Genomic DNA, 20,421 nt, shown 5'->3' with positions numbered 1-20,421 from the left:
CGGCGGGCGATCGCGGCCGATGTCCGCACGATCGGCTCACATCGGCGCTTGACCTCGGCCGGGCGACTCGATAGCGTTTCGGGTTTGCCCGGGTGGCCATTGCCGCCGGTGCCGTGAGCGCGCCCGACGTCCTGGCGCGCGCGGCCGGGCTCCGATGGAAAAGACGATGCAGAAACTCGATGCGGCCAGCCCGCAGGCGATGTCGACGGATTTCACCGCCGACAACGTCGCGCGCCTGAAGGCGCTGTTCCCCGAACTCGTGACCGAAGGCCCCGGCGGCGCGTCGGTCGACGTCGACGTGCTGAAGGCGCTGGTCGGCGAACGCACGGTCGGCGACGCCGACGAGCGCTACGGCTTCCACTGGCATGGCAAGCGCAGCGCGCGCCAGGCCGCGCTCACGCCGTCGACGGGCACGCTGCGGCCCTGCCCCGACGACAGCGTCGCGTGGGACGACACGCGCCATCTCGTGATCGAGGGCGACAACCTCGACGTGATGAAGCTGCTGCACAAGAGCTACGCAGGCAAGGTGAAGCTCGTCTACATCGATCCGCCGTACAACACAGGCAGCGATTTCGTCTATCCGGACGATTTCAGCGACAGCATCCGCCATTACCTGGCGATGACCGGGCAGACCCAGGGCGGCGTGAAGCGCAGCACCAACACCGAGGCGAACGGCCGGTTCCACACCGACTGGCTGAACATGATGTACCCGCGCCTGAAGCTCGCGCACGCGCTGCTGTCCGACGAAGGGCTGATCGCCGTGCACATCGACGAGCATGAAGTGCACGCGCTGGTGCTGATGCTGCGCGAGATCTTCGGCGAGGAGAACGAGCTCGGCGTCGCCGTGTGGGACAAGCGCAACCCGAAGGGTGACGCGCGCGGCGTCGCGTACCAGCACGAATCGCTGGTGCTGTTCGCGCGCAACGCCGAGACGCTGCTCGAACAGGCGCCGCTGAAGCGCCCGAAGCGCAATGCGCAGCGCATGCTCGACGCCGCGCACGACGCCGTGTACCGCAGCGGCAACCCGAAGGACGCGCAGAAGGCGTACCGCGCGTGGATGAAGGCGCAGACCAACCTGTCCGGCGGCGAGGTGATGTACGACCGGCTGTCGGAAGAAGGCCGCGTGTACCGTCTCGTGTCGATGGCCTGGCCGAACAAGAAGAAGGCGCCGGAAGAGTATTTCACGCCGCTGATCCACCCGGTCACCGGCAAGCCGTGCGCGATGCCCGCCCGCGGCTGGCGCAACCCGCCCGCGACGATGCAGGCGCTGATCGAGCGCGGCCAGATCGAATTCGGCGCGGATGAAAGCACGCAGCCGCAGCGCATCTATTACCTCGACGAAAACATGTACGAGAACGTGCCGTCGGTGCTGCCGTTCGCCGGCTCCGACGACGCGCTGCTGAAGACGCTCGGCATCCCGTTCGACCTGCCGAAGCCGGTCGATTTCGCGGCGGCCGTGATCGGCTGGTGCACGCGCGGCGACGACATCGTGCTCGACTGCTTCGCGGGCTCCGGCTCGACCGGCCACGCGGTGATGCAGGTGAACGCGACCGATGGCGGCGCGCGCCGCTACGTGCTCGTGCAATTGCCCGAGGCGCTCGACCGCCGCGACAAGACGCAGCTCGCGGCCGCCGATTTCTGCGCGAAGCTGAAGAAGCCGCTGACGCTCGCCGAAATCACCAAGGAACGCCTGCGCCGCGCCGCGCAGCAGGTCGCGCGCGACTACCCGGAAAGCTACGGCGACCTCGGCTTCCGCGTGTACCGGCTCGACACGACCAACGTGATCGAGTGGGACCCGCGCCGCGACGACTTCGACCATGCGCTGTTCGCGTCCGTCGAGCACGTGAAGACCGGCCGCACCGAGGACGACCTGCTCGCCGAATTGACGCTGAAGCTCGGCCTCGACCTGTGCACGCCGGTCGAGCATCACCAGGTGGCGGGCAAGACCGTGCACCTGATCGGCCGCTCGATCGTCGCGTGCTTCGATGCGCGCATCTCGCGCGACGACGCGGGCCCGCTCGCCGACGGCATCGTCGACCTGCTCGATGCGACCGGCACGACGCACGACGTCACGTGCCTGTTCCGCGACAGCGGCTTCGTCGACGACGTCGCGAAGCTCAATCTCGCCGCGCTGCTCGAACAGCACGGCGTGAAGCGCGTGCGGAGCCTGTGATGCGGCTGCATTTCGAAGCGGATCTCGACTACCAGCGCGAGGCGATCGACGCCGTCTGCGACCTGTTTCGCGGGCAGGAATCGTATCGCGGCGACTTCAGCGTGCTCGCGAACGCCGCGCCCGGCACGACGGCCGCCGCGCAGGGCTCGCTCGGCTTCGCGGTGTCGGAACAGGGCGTCGGCAACCGGCTGTCGCTGACCGACGACGCGCTCGCGCGCAATCTCGCCGACGTGCAGCTGCGCGGCGGGCTGCCGCCGTCCGGCCTGCCCGGCTCGCGCGACTTCACCGTCGAGATGGAGACCGGCACCGGCAAGACCTACGTGTACCTGCGCACGATCTTCGAGCTGAACCGCCGTTACGGCTTCACGAAGTTCGTGATCGTCGTGCCGTCGATTGCGATCAAGGAAGGCGTGCACAAGACGCTTTCCATCACCGAGGATCACTTCCGCGCGCTGTACGCAGGCGTGCCGTACGACTACTTCCTGTACGACTCCGCGAAGCTCGGCCAGGTGCGTCACTTCGCGGCGAGCGCGGCGATCCAGATCATGGTGATGACGGTCGCCGCGATCAACAAGAAGGAAATCAACAACCTCTACAAGGACAGCGAGAAGACCGGCGGCGAGAAGCCGATCGACCTGATCCGCGCGACGCGGCCGATCGTGATCGTCGACGAGCCGCAAAGCGTCGACGGCGGCCTCGAGGGGCGCGGGCGCGAAGCGCTCGCCGCGATGGCGCCGCTCTGCACGCTGCGCTATTCGGCCACGCACGTCGACCGTCACCACATGGTGTACCGGCTCGACGCGGTCGACGCCTACGAACGCAAGCTCGTGAAGCAGATCGAGATCGCGTCGGCGATCGTCGAGGACGCGCACAACAAGCCGTACGTGCGGCTCGTCGGCGTGTCGAACCGGCGCGGCGCGATCAGCGCGCGTGTCGAGCTCGACGTCGCGACGGCGGCCGGCGTGAAGCGCCAGATCGTGACGGCCACCGACGGCGACGATCTCGAACGCCTGACCAAGCGTGCGCTGTACGCGGGGCTGCGGATCGGCGAGGTCCATGCGGTGAAGGGCGCCGAATACGTCGAGCTGCGCCATCCGGAAGGCGAGGCGTTCCTGTCGCTCGGCGAGGCGTTCGGCGACATCGACACGCTCGCCGTGCAGCGCGAGATGATCCGCCGCACGATTCGCGAGCATCTCGACAAGGAGCTGCGCCTGGCCGAACGCGGCGTGAAGGTGCTGTCGCTGTTCTTCGTCGATTCGGTCGAGCGTTACCGCCGCTATGACGAGAACGGGATGCCCGTGAAGGGCGACTACGCGCTGATCTTCGAAGAGGAATACGCACGTGCTGCACGCGTGCCGGCCTATCGCGCGCTGTTCGACGGCGTCGACCTGGCGCTCGAAGTCGGGCGCGCACACAACGGCTACTTCTCGATCGACCGCAAGGGCGGCTGGACCGACACGAGCGAAAGCAGCGCCGCAGCCCGCGAGAACGCGGAGCGCGCATACGGCCTGATCATGCGCGAGAAGGAAGCATTGCTGTCGTTCGACACACCGCTGAAGTTCATCTTCTCGCACTCGGCGCTGAAGGAAGGCTGGGACAACCCGAACGTGTTCCAGATCTGCACGCTGCGCGACATCCAGACCGAACGCGAGCGCCGCCAGACGCTCGGCCGCGGGCTGCGCCTCGCCGTCGACCAGGACGGCGAACGCGTGCGCGACCCGGGCGTGAATACGCTCACCGTGATCGCGACCGAGCGCTACGAGTCGTTCGCGGAGAACCTGCAGAAGGAAATCGAGGCCGATACGGGCATCCGTTTCGGGATCGTCGAGGAACACCAGTTCGCGGCGCTGCCCGTACAGGAAGGCGACGCACCCGCGCATGCGCTCGGCATCGAGCTGTCGCGCGTGCTGTGGAATCATCTGCACGAGCAGGGTTACGTCGATGCGCAGGGCAAGGTGCTCGACCGGCTGAAGGATGCGCTGCGCCAGAGCGCGCTGGTGCTGCCCGAGGCGTTCGAGATGCTGCGCGCGCCGATCGTCGCGACGCTGCGCAAGCTGTCGGGCCGTTTTGCCGTGCGCAACGCGGATGAGCGCCGTGCAATCGCGCTGCGGCGCGATGCGTCGGGCAAGGCCGTCGTGTTCGGCGAGGATTTCCGCGCGTTGTGGGACCGCATCCGCCATCGCACCGTGTACCGCGTCGAGTTCGACAACGCGAAGCTCGTGCGCGACTGCGCGGCCGCGCTGCACGACGCGCCGGACATCGCGCGCGCACGCTTGCAGTGGCGCAAGGCCGAGATCGATATCGGCAAGGCCGGCATCGAGGCGATCGAGGTGGGCGGCGCCGGCACGGTGCTGCTCGACGAAGGCGAGCTGCCGCTGCCCGACCTGCTCACCGAGCTGCAGGACCGCACGCAGCTCACGCGCCGTTCGCTTGCGACGATCCTGGCCGACAGCGGCCGGCTCGACGATTTTCGCGTGAATCCGCAGCAGTTCATCGCGGTCGCGGCCGATGCGATCAACCGCTGCAAGCGGCTCGCGCTCGTCGCGGGCATCGCGTATCGCAAGCTCGGCGAGCGCCATGTGCATGCGCTCGAATCGTTCGAAAGCGAGGCGCTGACGGGTTACCTGCGCAACCTGCGGCCCGACGCGCGGAAGTCGATCCACGAAGCGGTCGTGTGCGAGACGGACGCGGAGCGCGCGTTCGCCGATGCGCTCGAGGCGCACGACGGCGTGAAGCTGTACGCGAAGCTGCCCGCGTGGTTCCGCGTGCAGACACCGCTCGGCAGCTATCACCCCGACTGGGCCGTGCTCGCGGAGCAGGACGGCGGCGAGCGGCTGTACTTCGTCGTCGATACGCCGAATACCGACGGCCATGTGCCGAGCGAGCACGAGCGTGCGAAGCTCGCGTGCGGCGAAGCGCATTTCCGTGCACTGGTGGACGGCGACGGCGCGGCGCGCTTCGTGCGCGTCAGGCAGGCCGATGCGTTGTTCGAACCTGCGGTGCCGCTGGCAGGCGCCGGGCGGTGATACGAAGGGCGGCGATGAGCCGCCCTTTTTTCTGCGTTGGTGAGCGTGCCGGATACGCTCACGGCGCCTTCTTCATGCGCCGGTTTCTCTTCCGTCATCCGCGTGAAGGCGATTCCTATTCCTGCATGAGTACGACGCGGTTACGGCTGGTTGCAAATCGGGTCGGCACGACGTTTCCGCGCGACGGCGGCAATGCGTTGCCTCGATGAAAAAAGGGCGCCGAAGCGCCCTTCTCCCGCATGCGTGCGCCGCGCTTACAGCGTGCGGCCGAATGCGTTGTGATGCGAACGATGCGTGGACGTCGACGCATGCGTGGTATGACCATGCGCATGCCCGTGCGTGTGACCATGACCCGGCTGCACGCCGGCGCGATCGGCGATCGTATCCGAGCGGTCGGCTGCGCGCGACAGGCCCTTGTCGCGGTCCCCCGCGTGCATGCCGTTCGAGTTGCTCAGCGCCTGGCCGCTCATGTGGCCGCCGGACATGCCGCCCGCGTTGCCGCCCGAGCCGCCTGCGCCATGACCGCCACCGTTGCCACCGCCATTGCCGCCGGCCGCCGCGTACGCGGACACCGAGCCGAGTGCGAGCAGCGCGGCCGTCAATACGGACAGATATCGTTGCTGTTTCATCTTGTGCTCCCTGGAGCGCGTTCGTGTGACTGCATTCTATGAACGCACAAAATTCGCGCCACACGACGTTGTAAATGATCGTAACGATGCGCGCGGTGCGCATTCGTCGGATCGATCCGGGTGTTGCATGAACGGGGAGCGAAGCAGGCGGCGGCGGCGCGTTGGCGCCGCCCCGGTGATGAAGTGCTTACTGCGCCGGCTGCATGCCCTGCGCGGCGGCCTTGTGTTGAGCGGCCTGCTCCTGCGCCTGCTTCTTCGCCATGTGGTGGCCGACGATACAGCCACCGACCGCACCGACGACCGCGTGGTGCCCCGCGTAGTGGCCGGCGACCCCGCCGACCACCGCACCCTTCATGCAGCCCGCCGCGTGCGCGCTGCCGATCGTTGCGAGCGCGACGACAGCGGCGGCGGCGCACAGCCTGATGTGACGAATGGGCATCATGTTGTCACTCTCCTCTCGTGGTGATCAGCCGGGCCGCTTAGTCCCAGCGGCCGCCGCGCCAGCCGCCGCGGTCGCGCCGCTCGTGCTCGCGCCATTCACGGCGGCGCCATTCGTGTTCGCGCCATTCGCGCTGACGCCAGCCATCGCCACGCCAGCCGTCATCGCGGTAGCCGACCGGCGCGTACATGACGGGCGGCGGCGGCGCGACGTAGACCGGTGCGGGCGCCGCATAGACGCCCGGCACACCGATGCCGACCGACAGGTCGACGTGGGCCGACGCGACGCCCGAAGCTGCCAGCGCCGCTACACCGAGAACTGCACCGAGAATAAGTTTCTTGCTCATCTCGCGACTCCCTGCACGTGTCGTGCGTCATGTGAATACGGTTCGGAGTCTAGGCACCGGACACAGACACAGGTGAAACGGGTATGCGAGACCGGTAACGGACGTTTACGGATGCCCGAAAAGCCTTGCGGGACAAGGGAGAGGCCGTGCTCGAAACACCGTTGCGGCGATGCATCGGGCCGGTAAAAAAGGCGTTTCGGCACGAAACCGGGCGATTCGATCGCGCTCGCCGGCGTGCGCGGGAAGCGAACCGCCCGCGCGGCGCGAGCGGTTCGCAACAGCAGGCGTTACGCGCGGATATCGTCGACGCTGCGCAGCCAGTGCACGCTGAACAGGTTGTCCGCGTCGGTCCACACGGTATCGGGCTCGAATCCCGCGCGGCGCGCGATCGCTTGGAAGCCGTCGATCGTGAACTTGTGCGAGTTCTCCGTGTGGATGCGCTCGCCGGCTTCGAAGCGGAACGCGTGGCCGCGCACGTGCACCGTCTGCGCGACATCGCTGACGAGATGCATCTCGATGCGCTGCCGCTCGCTGTCGTAGAACGCGTAATGCGAGAACGCGTCGACGTCGAAATCCGCGCCGAGCTCCGCGTTCGCGCGCACCAGCAGGTTCAGGTTGAACCGCGCGGTTACGCCCGGTGCATCGTTGTACGCGTCGTGCAGCGTGCGCGCGTCCTTCACGAGGTCGGCACCGACCAGCAGGCCGCCGCCGCGCAGCAGCCGTGCGGCATCGCGCAGGAATGCGTCGGCCTCTTCCCGCGAGAAATTGCCGATCGTCGAGCCGGGAAAGAAACCGATGCGCCGCGCCGGTGTCGCGGTCAGCGCGGCCAGTTGCTCGGCCTTCGTGTAGTCGGCCGCGAGCGGCGCGACGTCGAGCCACGGATAGGCCGAACGCAGTCGCGCGGCCGCGCCGTGCAGGTAGTCGGCCGAGATGTCGACCGGCACGTAGCGCGCCGGCGCGTTCGCATAGTTGCCCGCGAACGCGTCGAGCAGCACGCGGATCTTCTCGAGCGAGCCGGCGCCGAATTCGACGAGTTCCGCATGCGGGCCGACGCGCCGCACGATCTCGGCCGCGCGATCGCGCAGGATGCCGAGCTCGGTGCGGGTCGGGTAATACTCGGGCAGTTCGCAGATGCGATCGAACAGCGCGGAGCCGGCCGCATCGTAGAAGTATTTCGGCGGAATGCTGCGCGGCGTGCGCGACAGTCCGTCGATCAGGTCGCGCTCGAACGCGCTCGGCCGCGAATCGCGGGCGGGTTGCTGGCCACCGCTCGTGGCCGTCTGGTCAGACGTCTCGCGCAAGTCGCACTCCCGTGAATTGCCAGCGTGCCGCCGGCGGAAAGAAATTGCGGTACGTCGGCCGTTCGTGCCCCGGCGGCGTCGCGATGCTGCTGCCGCGCAGGACCTGCTGGCCGACCATGAACTTGCCGTTGTATTCGGCCGCGACACCCGCGAGCGGCCGAAAGCCCGGGTACGGCTCGTAGGACGAGCGCGTCCATTGCCACACATGCCCGAGCATCTGCCGGATGCCTTCGGAGGAGAACGCGGCTTCCCATTCGAATTCGGTCGGCAGGCGGGCGCCGGCCCATTCCGCGTACGCGGCCGCTTCGTAGAAGCTCACGTGGCACACCGGTGCGTCGGGCGCGAGCGGCTCGACGCCGTGCAGGCCGAACGTGCGACGTACGCGCGTGGCGGCCGCATCGTCGTCGTCGGGCATCCAGTACGCGGGCCCTTGCCACCCTTCCCGCTGCACCGTGGCCCAGCCGTCGGACAGCCAGAACTCGGGGCGTGTGTAGCCGCCGTCTGCGACGAACGCCGCATATTCCGCATTCGTCACGAGACGGTTCGCGATCTCGTACGGCCGCACGAGTGCCGTGTGGCGCGGCCGTTCGTTGTCGAACGAGAACGCATCGCCGTCGTGGCCGATCTCGACGAGCCCGCCCGGCTGGTGAAGCCAGTGCAGCGCGCCCGCATCGCCCGCGGCCATCGCACCGCCGTCCATCCCGTTGCGCGGCCGGAACGCCGGCTTCAGCGGGTTGCACGAGAACGCGTGCAGCATGTCGGTCACGATCAATTCCTGGTGCTGCTGCTCGTGATGCAGACCGAGCACGACCTCGGGCGCGATTGCGTCGAGCAGCGCCGCATCGGCGCCGGCCAGCGCGCGCAGCATCGCGTCGTCGACGTATTGCCGGTACGCATGCACCTCGTCGAGCGACGGGCGCGTGAGCAGCCCGCGCTGCGGCCGCGGATGGCGCGGGCCGAGCGCTTCGTAATAGGAATTGAAGAGGAACTGGAATGCGTCGTCGAACGGCGCGTAGCCGGGCACGCGGCGCATCAGCACGACGGTTTCGAAGAACCAGGTCGTATGCGCGAGATGCCATTTCGTCGGACTCGCGTCGGGCATCGACTGCACGGCCTGGTCTTCGGCGGACAACGTCGCGGTCAACGCGACGCTATGGGTGCGCACGTCCTGGTAACGGCGCTGAAGCTTTGATGCAAGGAGGCTCATCGGTTTACCGTCCACGTCGCGATTCGCTGCGTTGCGTTGCCGGAAAAGGGAAAGCCTTGCGCGTGATGCGCGCGGCTGACGTGCGACCTGCTGCTGCGTCGACGGGCAGCCGGCGCGCGCCGGGCCGCGAATGCGGCGTCACTTCATCTGCCCGTGCAGAACAGTATGGTCCAGAAATGTGAATGCTGCGAATCGGGATGCCGGTGAAACGCGAACGAAAGAGAAATGAAAGTGTCGGCTGCGCGCGTGTCGCACGCGTGACACGCCGGGCAGGCCTGCCGGTTCGGGCGTGAACGCCGTGCACGACGCGCTGGGCCGCGCAGGCGGGCTGCTGACACCCCATGACATCCGCGCGGCGATCGTGAGTGCATGCCCCGGGATGCCCGGATTTGTCTGACGAACGTATGCGTGCGCCGCGACCGGCACGGCGATGAACCGCCCCGCCCTTCGTCCGGGTCCGCGGCCAAACGCGCTTCAAAAAAATTTCTAGCCGATGTCACACACGCGGGGGGCTCGCTCGTCATGTCACCGGAACCCACACGAAAGGAGAAGGACCATGACTGCGAAACTCAATCCGTTTGCCGCCGCACCCGCACTGATGAAGAACTGGATGACCGTATCGGTCGCCGCTGCCGGGAGCCTCGAGCCGACGCTGATCGAGCTCGTCAAGATCCGCGCATCGCAGATCAACGCGTGCGCGAACTGCATTAACATGCACACGGCCGAGGCCCGCGAGCAAGGCGAGACCGAGCAGCGCATCTATCTGCTTGCCGCGTGGCGCGAAGCGCCCTGCTACACCGACCGCGAACGCGCGGCGCTCGGCTGGACCGATGCGCTCACGCGGCTGTCGGAGGGCCACGCCGCACACGAGGCAGCCTACGCGGCGCTGAACGACCACTTCAGCCAGGAGGAACAGGTGAAGCTCACGCTGATGATCAACGTGATCAACGGCTGGAACCGGCTCGCCGTCGGCTTCGGGCTGTGGATCGACCCGGCCGACGCGAAGGCCGCCGCCGCGAAGATGGTGGCCTGATGCCGACCCTCGACCCGGCCAGGGGCAGCGCCGAAGAACGGGCCGACGCGGCCGCGAGCTTCGACCCGCTGCGTCGCACGCTGATCCGCGTCGCGTATCGGATGCTCGGCTCCGTCGCGGATGCCGAGGACATGGTGCAGGAAGCGTTCATCCGCTGGATGGACGTCGACCGTACCGAGGTGCGCGTGCCCGAGGCGTTCCTGCGCCGCATGGTGATGCGCATGTGCCTCGACCAGCTGAAGTCTGCGCGGCACCAGCGCGAGACCTATATCGGCCCGTGGCTGCCCGAGCCGGTCGTCGAGGAAGACGAACAGGAAGACGTCACGCTGCCGCTGCTGCTCGCGCTCGAACGGCTCTCGCCGCTCGAACGCGCGGCGTTCCTGCTGCACGACGTGTTCGGCCTCGAGTTCGACGAAGTGGCCGCGACGATCCAGCGCGACCCGGCCGCGTGCCGGCAGCTCGCCGCGCGAGCGCGTACGCATGTGCGCGAGGCGCGGCCGCGCTTTCATGTCGAGAAACAGCGCGGGATCGAATTGGCGGAAGCGTTTTTTGCCGCGTCACGCAGCGGCGACATGCGCACGCTCGGCGCGATGCTCGCCGAGGACGTGAGCCTGCATTCGGACGGTGGCGGCAAGCGCTCGGCGGCGGGCAAGCCGGTGTTCGGCTTCGAACGCGTGATGAAGGTGCACGAGTATCTGGCCGAGCTGTTTGCGACACATGCATCGAAGCTCGTGCGTGCCGGGTTCATCAACGGGCTGCCGGGTTTCGTCACGCTGGAATCCGATGGCGAGCTGCAGACCACGGCGCTCGAGATCGAGGACGGCAAGATCGTCGCGATCTATGTCGTGCGCAATCCTGACAAGTTGAAGCATCTGCACTGAGGGTGGCGGAGTCGCGCATCGGGTGCCGTGCGCAGGCACGGCCGCGATGCGCGCTGTTCACCGTCCTGCCGCCCTGCTTTACCGGCCGCCGGTTCGTGCTTGTGCTCGTGCAATCAATACGTGCCGACCACGACGTTGCGGATCACGATCATCAGGAAGCCGAGCAACGGCGTCGCGATCGCGAAACCTGTCGCCGCGAGCCAGTTCGTGCCGCCCTGCGCTTCCAGCAACGCGAGAAACGATTCGCGCGACGTCGCGTTCGGGCGCAGCTTGTCGATCCGGCGCTCGACGTGCGCCTTGTAGAGGCCGTTCCCGTACCAGCCGAGCGACACCGCGATCCCGATCGTGACCGGGTCGAGCGTGCTCGATTCGAAGTATGTCGGAAAGAACAGCAGCTCGACCAGCGTGATCGCGAGCGACGCGCCAAGGACGGCCGCCGCCTGCCAGTACATGCATCGATACGCCATCCAGACCGGGCCCAGGAAACAGGCTGCCCAGTTCCACGACTGCCGGTTCTTGCGCGACGCGGCGATCGTCCATTTCCGCTCGAACCAGGCAGCCTTCTTGCCGACATAAGCGGCGATTTCGTCGTTGCTCGCGGACGATGCGGCGGTCGTGACGTCGGACATGGTCGGGTGCTCTCGGTCGCGCGGGTCGCGCGTTGTTGTTTTGACGTGGTCGGATGCGGTGAAAGTCGAACGGCGCAGCCGCTTCGGTCGCACACGATTCTACCTGCCGTGCAGCGCAGGTCGCAGCGTCACGGGCCAGGATGTCGGTGGAGATGCGATGCCGTGGATCGCGCGACGCATCGGGGCGACATGCGTCGTTTCGCGTTGTTTCGGCCGGAAAAAGAAAAACGCCACGCGAGGTTGCCGCGTGGCGTTTGTATATTTGGCGAGCCGCGTTGCCTGTAGGCAATTTGCGCTGCCGGACCCCTTCATTTTGTTCGTTGGTAGGCTCGATTGGATTCGAACCAACGACCCCCACCATGTCAAGGTGGTGCTCTAACCAACTGAGCTACGAGCCTAAGAAGCCGCGAATTATAGAGAGGGTTTTTGAGGAGCACAAGCCCTTTCGTGAAAATTTTTTGAATCGGCGCGTGCGGGGGCAAACGATCGATGATGCCTGGCGATGCCGGGCACGTCGCCCTCACTGCTTCGCATCACAGCAAAACGCGTCGATGCGCGGTGATGTTATCCACATTGCCCTCTGGATAACCGTCCGGCAAGCCTCTGGATTCACAGTGGAACGATTGAGGATATGTCGGCGAGTCTGTGAATCGGCGAAAAGTTGTTCTGTGCTGCGCGGAGCTGTTCACGTGCGACACCCATGGTTATGCATCCCGCTTCGTGCTGAAAATTCAGTGCGTTACGGAGGTTATCCACTGTGAGGCACAGCGCTTGTTAACTATCACTACGTATATATACGAACCCTGTTAACACCTTTGGATAAGCACAGTCCGTCGACTGTGATCCGCCCGGGATATGCACTGCGTGCGGCGAACAGAAGAACGAATCGGGAAGCTGTGAAGCGCGTGGGTGATGTGCGGACCCTTATGTCTGTAGAATCGCCGGCATCCAGGATGCAAAGGCCCGTTGAACAGGCTCACGACACATGACCGATTCTTCGTTGCCCAGGCTCGACACGCTCGATATCGACACAGTCGTGCATCGAATGCAGCAACATCCGGGCGACATCGTGTTCGAGCAACGCGTGTCGATCCCGGAAGCCGACTTCCTGTGCTGCCGCTACAAAGGTGAGCGATTCAACGTGAAGTTCGATCTCGGCTACGGGGTATTTGTCGATCGCGTCGGAAAGCTGTCTCGCCAAGACATCGAAGACATCATCAGATGGCTCGCAACGATGTGAACCGGATGACGGGAGGCACAGGCACATGATCGATTCCTTGACTGCGCTGCAGCGCTGGTACGAATCGCGTTGCGATGGCGTCTGGGAACACGCGCACGGCATCGAGGTCGTCACGCTGGACAATCCGGGATGGAAGGTGAAGCTCGACGGCGCGACGTCTGGCAAGGTGATCGATCTGTCGATCGAGCGCAACGAGTCGGACTGGATATCCGTGCGTGCGACTAGCGCTGAATTCACCGGCTACGGCGGCCCGGGCAATTTGCCGGAGCTCCTCTTGCTCGCGGTCGAGTGGATTGACTGGCGCGCGACGAACGACGAAGGACAAAGCGATCGATGAAGGCACCTGTCGACGAAATGCTGGTGACGGAGATTGCCGGCCGTGTTGCGGTTGTCGTGACCGAGGTGGTCGCCGTCGCCGATGGGCTGGCACGGTTGGGCTTGGCTCGGCAATCCGGTCGCGGGGAATGCGCGATCGCTCGATGTCTTCCACGGCGCGACGAAACCGAAGAAAGAACAGGGCGACGCAAGCGGCGCTCGCAACTGGAGTGAGTAATGGGACCGATCGTTTGCCATCGACATGGACGCGCTTCCACGGCGACAACGTCGAAGGGTGTGGACGCACGCATCAGGCTGCGCGCACAGTGTATGCCCGGTGAACTCGTGAAGGTCTCGCTCGACCGGCCGAGATACAGCCGGGAGATGTGGGTGTTGCGCGCCGAGCTCGACGAGCACGAGGTCGATGCGATCTTCGTCGATCGGGTCGCGCACGTGAAGGCATTTCCGAAGATCGCGGCATTGGAGCGCTTGCGCGCGTATGTCTGTCTGGCGTGTCTGGACGAACTGCTCGTGCGTTCGGGCGAGGTGCCTCATCAACCGACGACGAAAGAGCAGGCGTTCGATACGTCCGTCGTCGCGGCGAATGCAAAGTGGCCGAGCGGTTTCGCGCGATGCGAACTTCACGGGCTGATCCGGCCGACGCGGTCGTCGCCGGATATCGAAACGGCGATTCTCACGATCGATGTGATCCGTGATTGTCACGTCGTGCGGGTGATCGATGCCCGTGTGAAGCACGAGCCCAAGTATTGGTTCGACGAAGCGTTTTTGCGCAAGGTGCTCGGGCCGGATATCAACATCGTCGATTCGACGTTCAGGATCGACGATCCGGCCATGTTCGTGCGGCTGCGGGACGCCGGTGAGTATGTGTGTCCGGTGTGCCTGCGGGAGGTGTTGAAACGCAGCGGCCTGGGCGATGACGCTGCGCCGGCGTGAACGCAAAGGAGAGGGCATGACGGGCAGGCAACCGGCGCCGTTTGCGATCGAGCAGGACGACATGACGGACGACGCTACCCGGCGCAAGATTTTCTGGCTGCTGCAACGCCTGACGAGCCTGTCGCTCTGGACGCGCAAGCGCGAGGCATTCGAGCGCTTCGCGAACGCGTACGAGCATGCAGTGAACACGTGGCCCGATGGTGATCCGGAGGCCATCCAGCGCACCCACTTTCCGATCATTGCCGACATTCTCGCGGCTTACGATCGAGGGCTGACCGAGCTGGCCCGAGGGAACCGGATTGGCTGGCGGAGCGGTGGGCCGTTCAAGCACGTGTACCGGCAATACCACCTTCTGGACGCGTATTTCTACCCTAATCCCGATTACTGGGATCGCGGTGGGCAGGTTGCCCCGTACCCGCCGAAGATCGACGCGCTGGCCCGGCTGCTGCACGCATCGGAATACCAGATGGAGTCTGCGCCGTTCGATTCGGACGATCGATTCGGCAACCTCGCACGTCTGCGCTCGGCGAGACAGCTGTTGTCCCCGAATGCCTATGAGCGCAACTTCCACACGGTTTCGTACCCGGTGTTTCCGGAGGAGCTGCCTGCGGTTCCAGAAGCGGTTGGCCCGATCATCTGGACCGGCCGGAAAGTGCCTTGCGACGGCATCTGGGAGCCTGTCGTCGTCAAGTGGTCGAGGCGGCCGGGCCTCGTGCCGATCGTCATGCCCGGCTTGTGTAATGGAGGTTGCTTCAATTATTTCGTTCGGGGCACGCGTGCGCCGAACATCACGGACGATTTCCCGGGATCGTTCATCCCGACGTGCTGGCGATTGCTGTGGGAAGACCGGCGTTACGTGAACGGCGTCATTCCCGACGAATCGCAGTATTTCCTCGAGCCACGGCAAGCGCCGCAGACGAACCCGAACCCGTGATATCCGGAGAACGCCATGAGCAAGCTGAATTTCGGCGAGGTCGATCGATGTTCCGTCCGGCTCAATACCGCGATGCTGCTCGGCCTGAAGGCGGCCTATGAAGACTTCGCGAAGACCGGGCAGGATCTGCGCAACTTCGAGATCTGCATCACGGACGAAAGTGCCGCGACGGTGGATCCGAAACCGGACGACCACGTCATCGGCGTGACGTTTCTGGCGAAGATGCCTCCCGGCATGCGCGGGCTCGGCAATGCAAGCCCGCTCGGGACGTCGATGAAATACGTGATCTCCCCGGAAACAGGCGAGATTCTCAAGGTTTATCTGACCAAGTGACCTGGGCGGCGGTGAAGGTGGCCAGCCTTCGTATGTGGGTAACTGCGGCGCAAACGACGTGAAACGCTGTGCGAGCAACAGGTGAGCATGCGCTCGGATCGCAGGCGGGGGGCGGATCCCGACGAATTCTGACCGTGACGAGCCGATCCGGATACGTGAGCCCGCGACTGAGCGCAGAAATGCCGGCTCCACGATGCGAGCGCGGGGGAATGTGCATCACGTTCGTGCGCTTGCCGACGTGCCGCATGTGGACAACCTGCACGCCCAGCCAGTCGAATCGCTGTGCCTCGGACAGGTGAGCGCCATGTACTCGACCATGTGAAACAGCGCGAATGCCTTGCTGGACAGGGATTTTCCGGAATGGAGCAGGTGATGGGGAGAATGTTCGCGCGATCCGCCGTGACTGAGTGCCGTGTGGATATCGAGCAGCCAGGACACTCGAAATCCTGTGCATTCAGCGGGTGAGGGTACGCGAAGTTGGTGAGGATGTTTGCGTCAACTACCGGGTTGTGGATATCACGCTTCCACGCAACTCGAAACGCTGTGCAGCCCCAAGGTGAGCGAACCGAACGATATCAGCATGTAGCGTCACCACGATCAAGCTGACCGGCCTCCACGATTCCCGGTGCGGTTCGGACACCGACTCGACTGGCGTCGCGAGAGAAGGCGGCATATACCAGGACAAAGTCGCACGGTGAGGACGATCGTTCGCTATGCTGCCGGTGACAACGCACCTATCCATCGGATACACATGAGCGCAACTGCAACTGCACGGATCATTCTCAAAGCCATGCTGAGCATTCCCATTGCTTTTGGGCTCGCCTATCCCCTTGTCCATCCTTCAGAAGGCGGTGGCGTTCTCGGCGAAATGGACCGGCTTGGGACAATCGGCGGCATCGTCGTCATCACGATTTTCCTGGCTCTGGTCTATGCGTACGCGAGCGACCTGAGGACTACCCTGAAGTCGGTCAACCAAGGATCGCGTGCGGCCGAACCCAACAGCGTCTGGCTCATGTTCCTCTTGCCGTACAACTTCATCGAGGACTTCTTCATTATTTCCAACGTTGCGAAGTCCCTGGAAGCGGAGTCTCGTATCAATCCGGCGCTGTCGGGCCTGCGCTCGTTCGGCCGGATCAGTGGCATCGGGTGGTGTCTTGCGTAGGTTGTTTCGTTGATACCCGATACCCTTGGCTCCATCGCCGGTGGCGTTGCAGTTTTTCTCTGGGTTTGGCACTGGGTGTTCGTGCGTCGAGCGAACAAGATGCTTGCCGGCAGCCAGGTCTCGGTGGCGACTCTACCTGGACGGACAGGATCGTAGCCATCCTTGGAGGCCGGATCGCTTACCCGTGATCGATGTGGACATCCCGTTCCGCAGCGACTCGAAACCCTGTGATTCCAAAGGTGAGAGCACCGGAGCGGCTTCGATGTGCATAACAGCCAGGGAAAGTCAGTCGAAACACTGTGCAAGCGAGTGGTGAGCGTGCGCCCGTTCAAGCCCGCTGGGCTGCGCCACAAAAGGCGCGGCGGCACCCTCAACCGCCAACCGGGCGCGCATCCTGCTACTTCAAGTCTGCTGATCGAGCGCCTGCGCGACCGCTTTCTCCGCGAGACTCCCGGCCGGCCCGACCACCGCATAGTTGAGCCCGTTCACCGACCCGTACCGTGCGAGCAACGCGCCATCCACACGTTGCCCGGCCGGCAGCAGCCGATGTTTCGATTCCGCCGGCCGGAGATAGAAGCTGAGCGTCCGCCCGGCCTCGTCCTCGTAGAGCACCATCGCAGCAGTAGCTCCGCTGTCGGTCGTGAACAGCCGTCCGCCGACCGGCCTGAACCCCGCCGCGCTCAGATCCGGCAGCCTTGCCGATGCCCCCACTCGCCGGGTGAGCCACCCCTGCAAATCGCCCGCACCTGTCGGCCGGTAATCCACCTTCGCCGTCTGATCGACCACCATCATCCGGTAAGCCTCGACTGCATCGCTCATCGGTGCGATGGGCGGCGCCGCGTTCCATCCACGCGCCTGCCATCCGCCGAATGTCCCCAGCCCGACGCAGAACACGAACGAAGCCGCGATCGCGAACCGCATCCGCGAGCGCTCCGCCTGCCTGCCGCGAATGGCGGCAGGATCCAGCGCAAGGTTATCCGCCGGCATCCGCACGCTTTCCAGCGCGGCCCGCAACCGCTGCGCATCCTGCTGCCATTGCTTCACCTGTTCCGCGCGCTCCGGATGCAGCGCGAGATAACGCTCGACCGCGGCGCGCGCATCGTCGTCGAGCTGGCCGTCGACGTAGGCCTGGAGGTCGTGTTCGTTCGGAGGCGTGTTCATTTTTTCATCAATCGCAAAGAAGGAGCAGGAAGCTCGCCGTCGCTGAGCTGGCGCAGCGCCTGGCGCGCGCGGGAGAGCCGCGACATCACGGTGCCGATCGGCACGTCGAGCAGGTCGGCGACTTCCTGATAGGTGAAGCCCTCGACCGCGACGAGCAGCAGCAGGCTGCGCTGCTCGTCGGAAAGCCGGCCGAACGCTTCGAGCGTCGCGCGCGCCGCGAATTCGCGTTCGGCGGACGGCCAGTGCGCTTCGTCGTCGTCGCGGATGCGCCCGAGCAGCCACGCGTAGCGCTTCGCGCTGCGTTTCCCGTCGAGAAACTGCCGGTACAGGATCGTGAAGAGCCAGCTGCGCAGCGACGCGTCGTCGCGGCGGCTCGTCCAGCGCGACAGTGCGCGCTCGAGCGTCGACTGGACGAGATCGTCGGCCGCGTGGACGTCACGCGCGAGCCAGAGCGCGAAGCGTCGCAACCTGGGGATGAGTTCGCGCAATGCGTCGTCGTCGAGGGCGGTGGAGGGCATGGCCGGGCCGGTTGCCGAATGGGTAGAGATGCCGCGTAAGACGCCGGTGGGCGCCGCGTATTCCACCAGCATAGGAAAAAAATTTTCGTGGAATAAAGCGGCGCGGGTGGCGTCCTACGCGGGTTCGACAATGACCTGATGGTCGGGAGCACATTCATGGAGCGATCTTCTTCCTCTTCTTCGCCGCAGCGCGAGCCTGGGCGCGGGTGGTGGCGCTGGGCCGCGATCGGCGGCGCGGTGGCCGGCGTGGCCGTGGCGTTCGGCTACGCGGGCGGCTGGCTTGCGCCGGCGCGTCTGACCCCGCACCGGATCGTCGACGCATTGCAGACGGCCGGCGGCGGCATTCACCCGGGCTTCCGGCGCAATCACGCGAAGGGCGTGTGCGTGACCGGTTACTTCGAAGGCAACGGCGCCGCGAGCGCGTATTCGGTCGCGCCGTTCTTCAAGGCGGTGCGCACGCCGGTGGTCGGGCGCTTCGCGTTGCCGGGCGGGAACCCGTACGCGCCCGACAGCAGCGTGCCGATCCGCAGCCTCGCGCTGAAGCTCACCGCGCCCGATGGCGAGCAATGGCGAACCGGGATGAACGCGATGCCCGTGTTTCCGGTGGCGACGCCGCAGGCGTTCTACGCGCAATTGATGGCGACCCGGCCCGATCCGAAGACGGGCAAGCCCGACCCGGCGAAGGTAAAGGCGTTTTTCGGCGCGCACCCGGAGGCGGGCGCGTTCCTGCAATGGGTGAAGGGTGCGAAGCCGAGCGCGAGCTACGTCACCGAAAGTTATTACGGATTGAACGCGTTCTACTTCGTCGACGCGGCCGGCAAGCGCCAGGCGGTGCGGTGGCGCGTCGTGCCGGAGCAGACGGCCGGCGCCGGCGACGTCGCGACGGCGGCGGACCCGAACGTGTTGCAGCAGGACGTGACGCAGCGCATCGCGGCGGGTGCGCAGAAGTGGAAGCTGCTGGTCACGTTGGCGGAGCCCGGCGATCCGGTGGACGACGCGACGAAGGTCTGGCCCGCGCAGCGCACGACGATCGACGCGGGCACGCTCGTGCTCGACCGCGTGGAGGCGCAGGACAGCGGGCCGTGCCGGGATGTGAATTACGACCCGACGGTGCTGCCGCAGGGGATTCAGGTGTCGGGGGATCCGTTGCTGGCGGCGCGCTCGGCTGCCTATGCGGATTCGTATCTGCGCAGGACGAGTGAAGAGGCCGGCGTGGCGGGTGTGGCCAGGTTGAGTTCGGAGGGACGGTGATGAAGACTTCTGCGACGTTTGGTTTGCCCGCGAGGGTGCTGCACTGGGTGATGGCCGCGATGATCATCGCGATGCTGTTCATCGGGGTGGGGATGGTGGCGTCCGTTTCCGGGCGGCACGAGGTTCTGGTGGCGATTCACAAGCCGCTGGGTGTGGCCGTGCTGGTGCTGGTGTGCGTGCGGATCGTGGTGCGGGTGTTGTCAAAGCCGCCGGCGTTACCCGAGGATCTGCCGTGGTGGCAGAAGGCGGCCGCGCACGGATCGCATCTCGTGCTGTATGCGCTGATGGTCGCGATGCCGCTGATCGGGTGGGCGATGCTGTCGGCGGGCGGGTATCCGGTGACGTTGGGCGGCGGCGTGCAGCTGCCGGCGCTGGTGTCGGCTGATCCGGTGACGTTCGCCTGGCTGAGGGTCGCGCATCGCGTGCTGGCGTATCTGTTCTTCTTGACGTTCCTCGCGCACTTTGCGGCGGCGCTGTATCACGGACTGATCCGGCGGGACGGCGTGGTGAGGGCGATGGTCGGGCGGTAACCGACGGGAAGGTCGAGTTCGCGGCGGCGGGGCTGTATACGGGCGACCGGGGCAGCTCTTGCCGTGCCGCTTATATATGACCACTGGGCAGGTTCGGCTGCTCCCGGCATAGCATGTCAAAAATATTTCACGAAAGGGGTTGCGTAGATTGGGGCAGGTGCTTAGAATCACGCCTCTTTCGCGCTAACGGAAACGCAGCGCGGGAGGAAGAAGGGAAGCGGTGCTGTTGAAGTTGGTTTTAACAACTCCAGTGCATACGAAATTAAACCGCAGTCGTCGCAACGAAGTAGTTAAAAAAGTTGTTGACGAGTTTTAAAAAACGGTTAATAATCTCACTTCTCTGCTGCTGAAAACGCAGC

General features: G+C 65.4%; 21 protein-coding genes and 1 tRNA gene. 13 read left to right on the top strand and 9 right to left on the bottom strand.

Features of this window, described 5'->3' with window-relative positions:
* The first annotated feature begins 154 nt into the window (after positions 1-154).
* Both VK92_RS04210 and VK92_RS04205 read left to right on the top strand, forming a co-directional pair.
* Entirely contained in the window at positions 155-2,173 is a 2,019-nt protein-coding gene (locus VK92_RS04210; RefSeq protein WP_048024014.1) for a site-specific DNA-methyltransferase, read from the top strand.
* The gene (locus tag VK92_RS04205) at positions 2,173-5,199 is read left to right on the top strand and encodes a type III restriction-modification system endonuclease (protein ID WP_048024016.1); all 3,027 of its coding nucleotides are present in this window, start codon (positions 2,173-2,175) and stop codon (positions 5,197-5,199) included. The genes VK92_RS04210 and VK92_RS04205 overlap by 1 nt, the downstream gene beginning before the upstream one ends.
* Positions 5,200-5,453: 254 nt before the next feature.
* On the opposite strand, the gene VK92_RS04200 is transcribed toward VK92_RS04205, so the two are convergent.
* From VK92_RS04200 to egtB, 5 genes are all read right to left on the bottom strand, one after another.
* The gene (locus VK92_RS04200) at positions 5,454-5,828 is read right to left on the bottom strand and encodes a hypothetical protein (protein ID WP_021162261.1); all 375 of its coding nucleotides are present in this window, start codon (positions 5,826-5,828) and stop codon (positions 5,454-5,456) included.
* 187 nt (positions 5,829-6,015) lie between these two features.
* The gene (locus VK92_RS04195) at positions 6,016-6,270 is read right to left on the bottom strand and encodes a hypothetical protein (protein ID WP_021162262.1); all 255 of its coding nucleotides are present in this window, start codon (positions 6,268-6,270) and stop codon (positions 6,016-6,018) included.
* 37 nt (positions 6,271-6,307) lie between these two features.
* On the bottom strand, positions 6,308-6,613 hold the full coding sequence (locus VK92_RS04190; protein WP_048024018.1) for a hypothetical protein: 306 nt from the start codon (positions 6,611-6,613) through the stop codon (positions 6,308-6,310).
* 287 nt (positions 6,614-6,900) lie between these two features.
* Positions 6,901-7,914 (bottom strand): L-histidine N(alpha)-methyltransferase, encoded by a 1,014-nt coding sequence (gene egtD / locus VK92_RS04185; protein ID WP_048024024.1) that lies wholly within the window; start codon positions 7,912-7,914, stop codon positions 6,901-6,903.
* Positions 7,898-9,121 carry an ergothioneine biosynthesis protein EgtB gene (egtB, locus tag VK92_RS04180; protein WP_048024026.1) on the bottom strand — a complete coding sequence of 408 codons (1,224 nt, stop codon included), beginning with the start codon at positions 9,119-9,121 and terminating at the stop codon, positions 7,898-7,900. The genes egtD and egtB overlap by 17 nt, the downstream gene beginning before the upstream one ends.
* Before the next feature lie 556 nt (positions 9,122-9,677).
* On the opposite strand from egtB, the gene VK92_RS04175 reads away from it, so the two are divergent.
* Together VK92_RS04175 and VK92_RS04170 are read left to right on the top strand one after the other, a co-directional pair.
* A complete protein-coding gene (locus tag VK92_RS04175; protein WP_021162266.1) occupies positions 9,678-10,154 on the top strand; it encodes a carboxymuconolactone decarboxylase family protein in 477 nt (158 codons plus the stop codon).
* Positions 10,154-11,035, top strand: coding sequence for a sigma-70 family RNA polymerase sigma factor (locus tag VK92_RS04170; protein WP_048024063.1), 882 nt, complete (start codon positions 10,154-10,156; stop codon positions 11,033-11,035). Before VK92_RS04175 ends, VK92_RS04170 begins: the two co-directional genes overlap by 1 nt.
* Positions 11,036-11,148: 113 nt before the next feature.
* On the opposite strand, the gene VK92_RS04165 is transcribed toward VK92_RS04170, so the two are convergent.
* Together VK92_RS04165 and VK92_RS04160 are read right to left on the bottom strand one after the other, a co-directional pair.
* On the bottom strand, positions 11,149-11,664 hold the full coding sequence (locus VK92_RS04165; RefSeq protein WP_048024032.1) for a DUF2628 domain-containing protein: 516 nt from the start codon (positions 11,662-11,664) through the stop codon (positions 11,149-11,151).
* A 321-nt stretch (positions 11,665-11,985) separates the two neighbouring features.
* Positions 11,986-12,062: transfer RNA gene (locus VK92_RS04160), tRNA-Val, on the bottom strand.
* A 602-nt stretch (positions 12,063-12,664) separates the two neighbouring features.
* On the opposite strand from VK92_RS04160, the gene VK92_RS04155 reads away from it, so the two are divergent.
* The 7 genes from VK92_RS04155 to VK92_RS04130 all read left to right on the top strand — a co-directional run bounded on the left by VK92_RS04155 (position 12,665) and on the right by VK92_RS04130 (position 16,602).
* Positions 12,665-12,904, top strand: a complete 240-nt coding sequence (locus tag VK92_RS04155; protein ID WP_231616431.1) for a hypothetical protein — start codon at positions 12,665-12,667, stop codon at positions 12,902-12,904.
* A 25-nt stretch (positions 12,905-12,929) separates the two neighbouring features.
* The gene (locus VK92_RS04150; RefSeq protein ID WP_048024036.1) at positions 12,930-13,241 is read left to right on the top strand and encodes an Imm53 family immunity protein; all 312 of its coding nucleotides are present in this window, start codon (positions 12,930-12,932) and stop codon (positions 13,239-13,241) included.
* On the top strand, positions 13,238-13,453 hold the full coding sequence (locus VK92_RS39425) for a hypothetical protein (protein WP_081076152.1): 216 nt from the start codon (positions 13,238-13,240) through the stop codon (positions 13,451-13,453). Before VK92_RS04150 ends, VK92_RS39425 begins: the two co-directional genes overlap by 4 nt.
* Positions 13,454-13,564: 111 nt before the next feature.
* Positions 13,565-14,173, top strand: a complete 609-nt coding sequence (locus VK92_RS04145) for a hypothetical protein (RefSeq protein WP_131723303.1) — start codon at positions 13,565-13,567, stop codon at positions 14,171-14,173.
* A gap of 16 nt (positions 14,174-14,189) precedes the next feature.
* Positions 14,190-15,107, top strand: a complete 918-nt coding sequence (locus VK92_RS04140; RefSeq protein ID WP_048024064.1) for an Imm72 family immunity protein — start codon at positions 14,190-14,192, stop codon at positions 15,105-15,107.
* A 15-nt stretch (positions 15,108-15,122) separates the two neighbouring features.
* Positions 15,123-15,440, top strand: coding sequence for a hypothetical protein (locus tag VK92_RS04135; protein ID WP_048024040.1), 318 nt, complete (start codon positions 15,123-15,125; stop codon positions 15,438-15,440).
* A 751-nt stretch (positions 15,441-16,191) separates the two neighbouring features.
* Positions 16,192-16,602, top strand: a complete 411-nt coding sequence (locus VK92_RS04130) for a hypothetical protein (protein WP_231600612.1) — start codon at positions 16,192-16,194, stop codon at positions 16,600-16,602.
* Between the two features lie 402 nt (positions 16,603-17,004).
* Here VK92_RS04130 and VK92_RS04125 read toward each other — a convergent pair whose 3' ends face one another.
* Together VK92_RS04125 and VK92_RS04120 are read right to left on the bottom strand one after the other, a co-directional pair.
* Positions 17,005-17,763, bottom strand: coding sequence for an anti-sigma factor family protein (locus VK92_RS04125; RefSeq protein ID WP_048024041.1), 759 nt, complete (start codon positions 17,761-17,763; stop codon positions 17,005-17,007).
* Positions 17,760-18,281 (bottom strand): sigma-70 family RNA polymerase sigma factor, encoded by a 522-nt coding sequence (locus VK92_RS04120; protein ID WP_034200555.1) that lies wholly within the window; start codon positions 18,279-18,281, stop codon positions 17,760-17,762. The genes VK92_RS04125 and VK92_RS04120 overlap by 4 nt, the downstream gene beginning before the upstream one ends.
* A gap of 156 nt (positions 18,282-18,437) precedes the next feature.
* Here VK92_RS04120 and VK92_RS04115 point away from each other — a divergent pair, with 156 nt between their 5' ends.
* Together VK92_RS04115 and VK92_RS04110 are read left to right on the top strand one after the other, a co-directional pair.
* Positions 18,438-19,532 carry a catalase family peroxidase gene (locus tag VK92_RS04115; RefSeq protein WP_048024044.1) on the top strand — a complete coding sequence of 365 codons (1,095 nt, stop codon included), beginning with the start codon at positions 18,438-18,440 and terminating at the stop codon, positions 19,530-19,532.
* Positions 19,532-20,062, top strand: a complete 531-nt coding sequence (locus tag VK92_RS04110; protein ID WP_174393047.1) for a cytochrome b — start codon at positions 19,532-19,534, stop codon at positions 20,060-20,062. Before VK92_RS04115 ends, VK92_RS04110 begins: the two co-directional genes overlap by 1 nt.
* Positions 20,063-20,421 lie beyond the last annotated feature (359 nt).

Source organism: Burkholderia sp. LK4 (assembly GCF_001043615.1).
Taxonomy (GTDB): domain Bacteria; phylum Pseudomonadota; class Gammaproteobacteria; order Burkholderiales; family Burkholderiaceae; genus Burkholderia; species Burkholderia cepacia.
The sequence above is the reverse complement of the archived record's forward strand: the minus strand, read 5'-3'. Positions and strand labels throughout refer to the sequence as shown.

Coding starts and splice junctions, on each gene's coding strand:
- VK92_RS04210 (WP_048024014.1), top strand. CDS start 155: ATGGAAAAGACGATGCAGAAACTCGATGCGGCCAGCCCGCAGGCGATG.
- VK92_RS04205 (WP_048024016.1), top strand. CDS start 2,173: ATGCGGCTGCATTTCGAAGCGGATCTCGACTACCAGCGCGAGGCGATC.
- VK92_RS04200 (WP_021162261.1), bottom strand. CDS start 5,828: ATGAAACAGCAACGATATCTGTCCGTATTGACGGCCGCGCTGCTCGCA.
- VK92_RS04195 (WP_021162262.1), bottom strand. CDS start 6,270: ATGATGCCCATTCGTCACATCAGGCTGTGCGCCGCCGCCGCTGTCGTC.
- VK92_RS04190 (WP_048024018.1), bottom strand. CDS start 6,613: ATGAGCAAGAAACTTATTCTCGGTGCAGTTCTCGGTGTAGCGGCGCTG.
- egtB (WP_048024026.1), bottom strand. CDS start 9,121: ATGAGCCTCCTTGCATCAAAGCTTCAGCGCCGTTACCAGGACGTGCGC.
- VK92_RS04175 (WP_021162266.1), top strand. CDS start 9,678: ATGACTGCGAAACTCAATCCGTTTGCCGCCGCACCCGCACTGATGAAG.
- VK92_RS04170 (WP_048024063.1), top strand. CDS start 10,154: ATGCCGACCCTCGACCCGGCCAGGGGCAGCGCCGAAGAACGGGCCGAC.
- VK92_RS04165 (WP_048024032.1), bottom strand. CDS start 11,664: ATGTCCGACGTCACGACCGCCGCATCGTCCGCGAGCAACGACGAAATC.
- VK92_RS04150 (WP_048024036.1), top strand. CDS start 12,930: ATGATCGATTCCTTGACTGCGCTGCAGCGCTGGTACGAATCGCGTTGC.
- VK92_RS39425 (WP_081076152.1), top strand. CDS start 13,238: ATGAAGGCACCTGTCGACGAAATGCTGGTGACGGAGATTGCCGGCCGT.
- VK92_RS04140 (WP_048024064.1), top strand. CDS start 14,190: ATGACGGGCAGGCAACCGGCGCCGTTTGCGATCGAGCAGGACGACATG.
- VK92_RS04135 (WP_048024040.1), top strand. CDS start 15,123: ATGAGCAAGCTGAATTTCGGCGAGGTCGATCGATGTTCCGTCCGGCTC.
- VK92_RS04130 (WP_231600612.1), top strand. CDS start 16,192: ATGAGCGCAACTGCAACTGCACGGATCATTCTCAAAGCCATGCTGAGC.
- VK92_RS04125 (WP_048024041.1), bottom strand. CDS start 17,763: ATGAACACGCCTCCGAACGAACACGACCTCCAGGCCTACGTCGACGGC.
- VK92_RS04120 (WP_034200555.1), bottom strand. CDS start 18,281: ATGCCCTCCACCGCCCTCGACGACGACGCATTGCGCGAACTCATCCCC.
- VK92_RS04115 (WP_048024044.1), top strand. CDS start 18,438: ATGGAGCGATCTTCTTCCTCTTCTTCGCCGCAGCGCGAGCCTGGGCGC.
- VK92_RS04110 (WP_174393047.1), top strand. CDS start 19,532: ATGAAGACTTCTGCGACGTTTGGTTTGCCCGCGAGGGTGCTGCACTGG.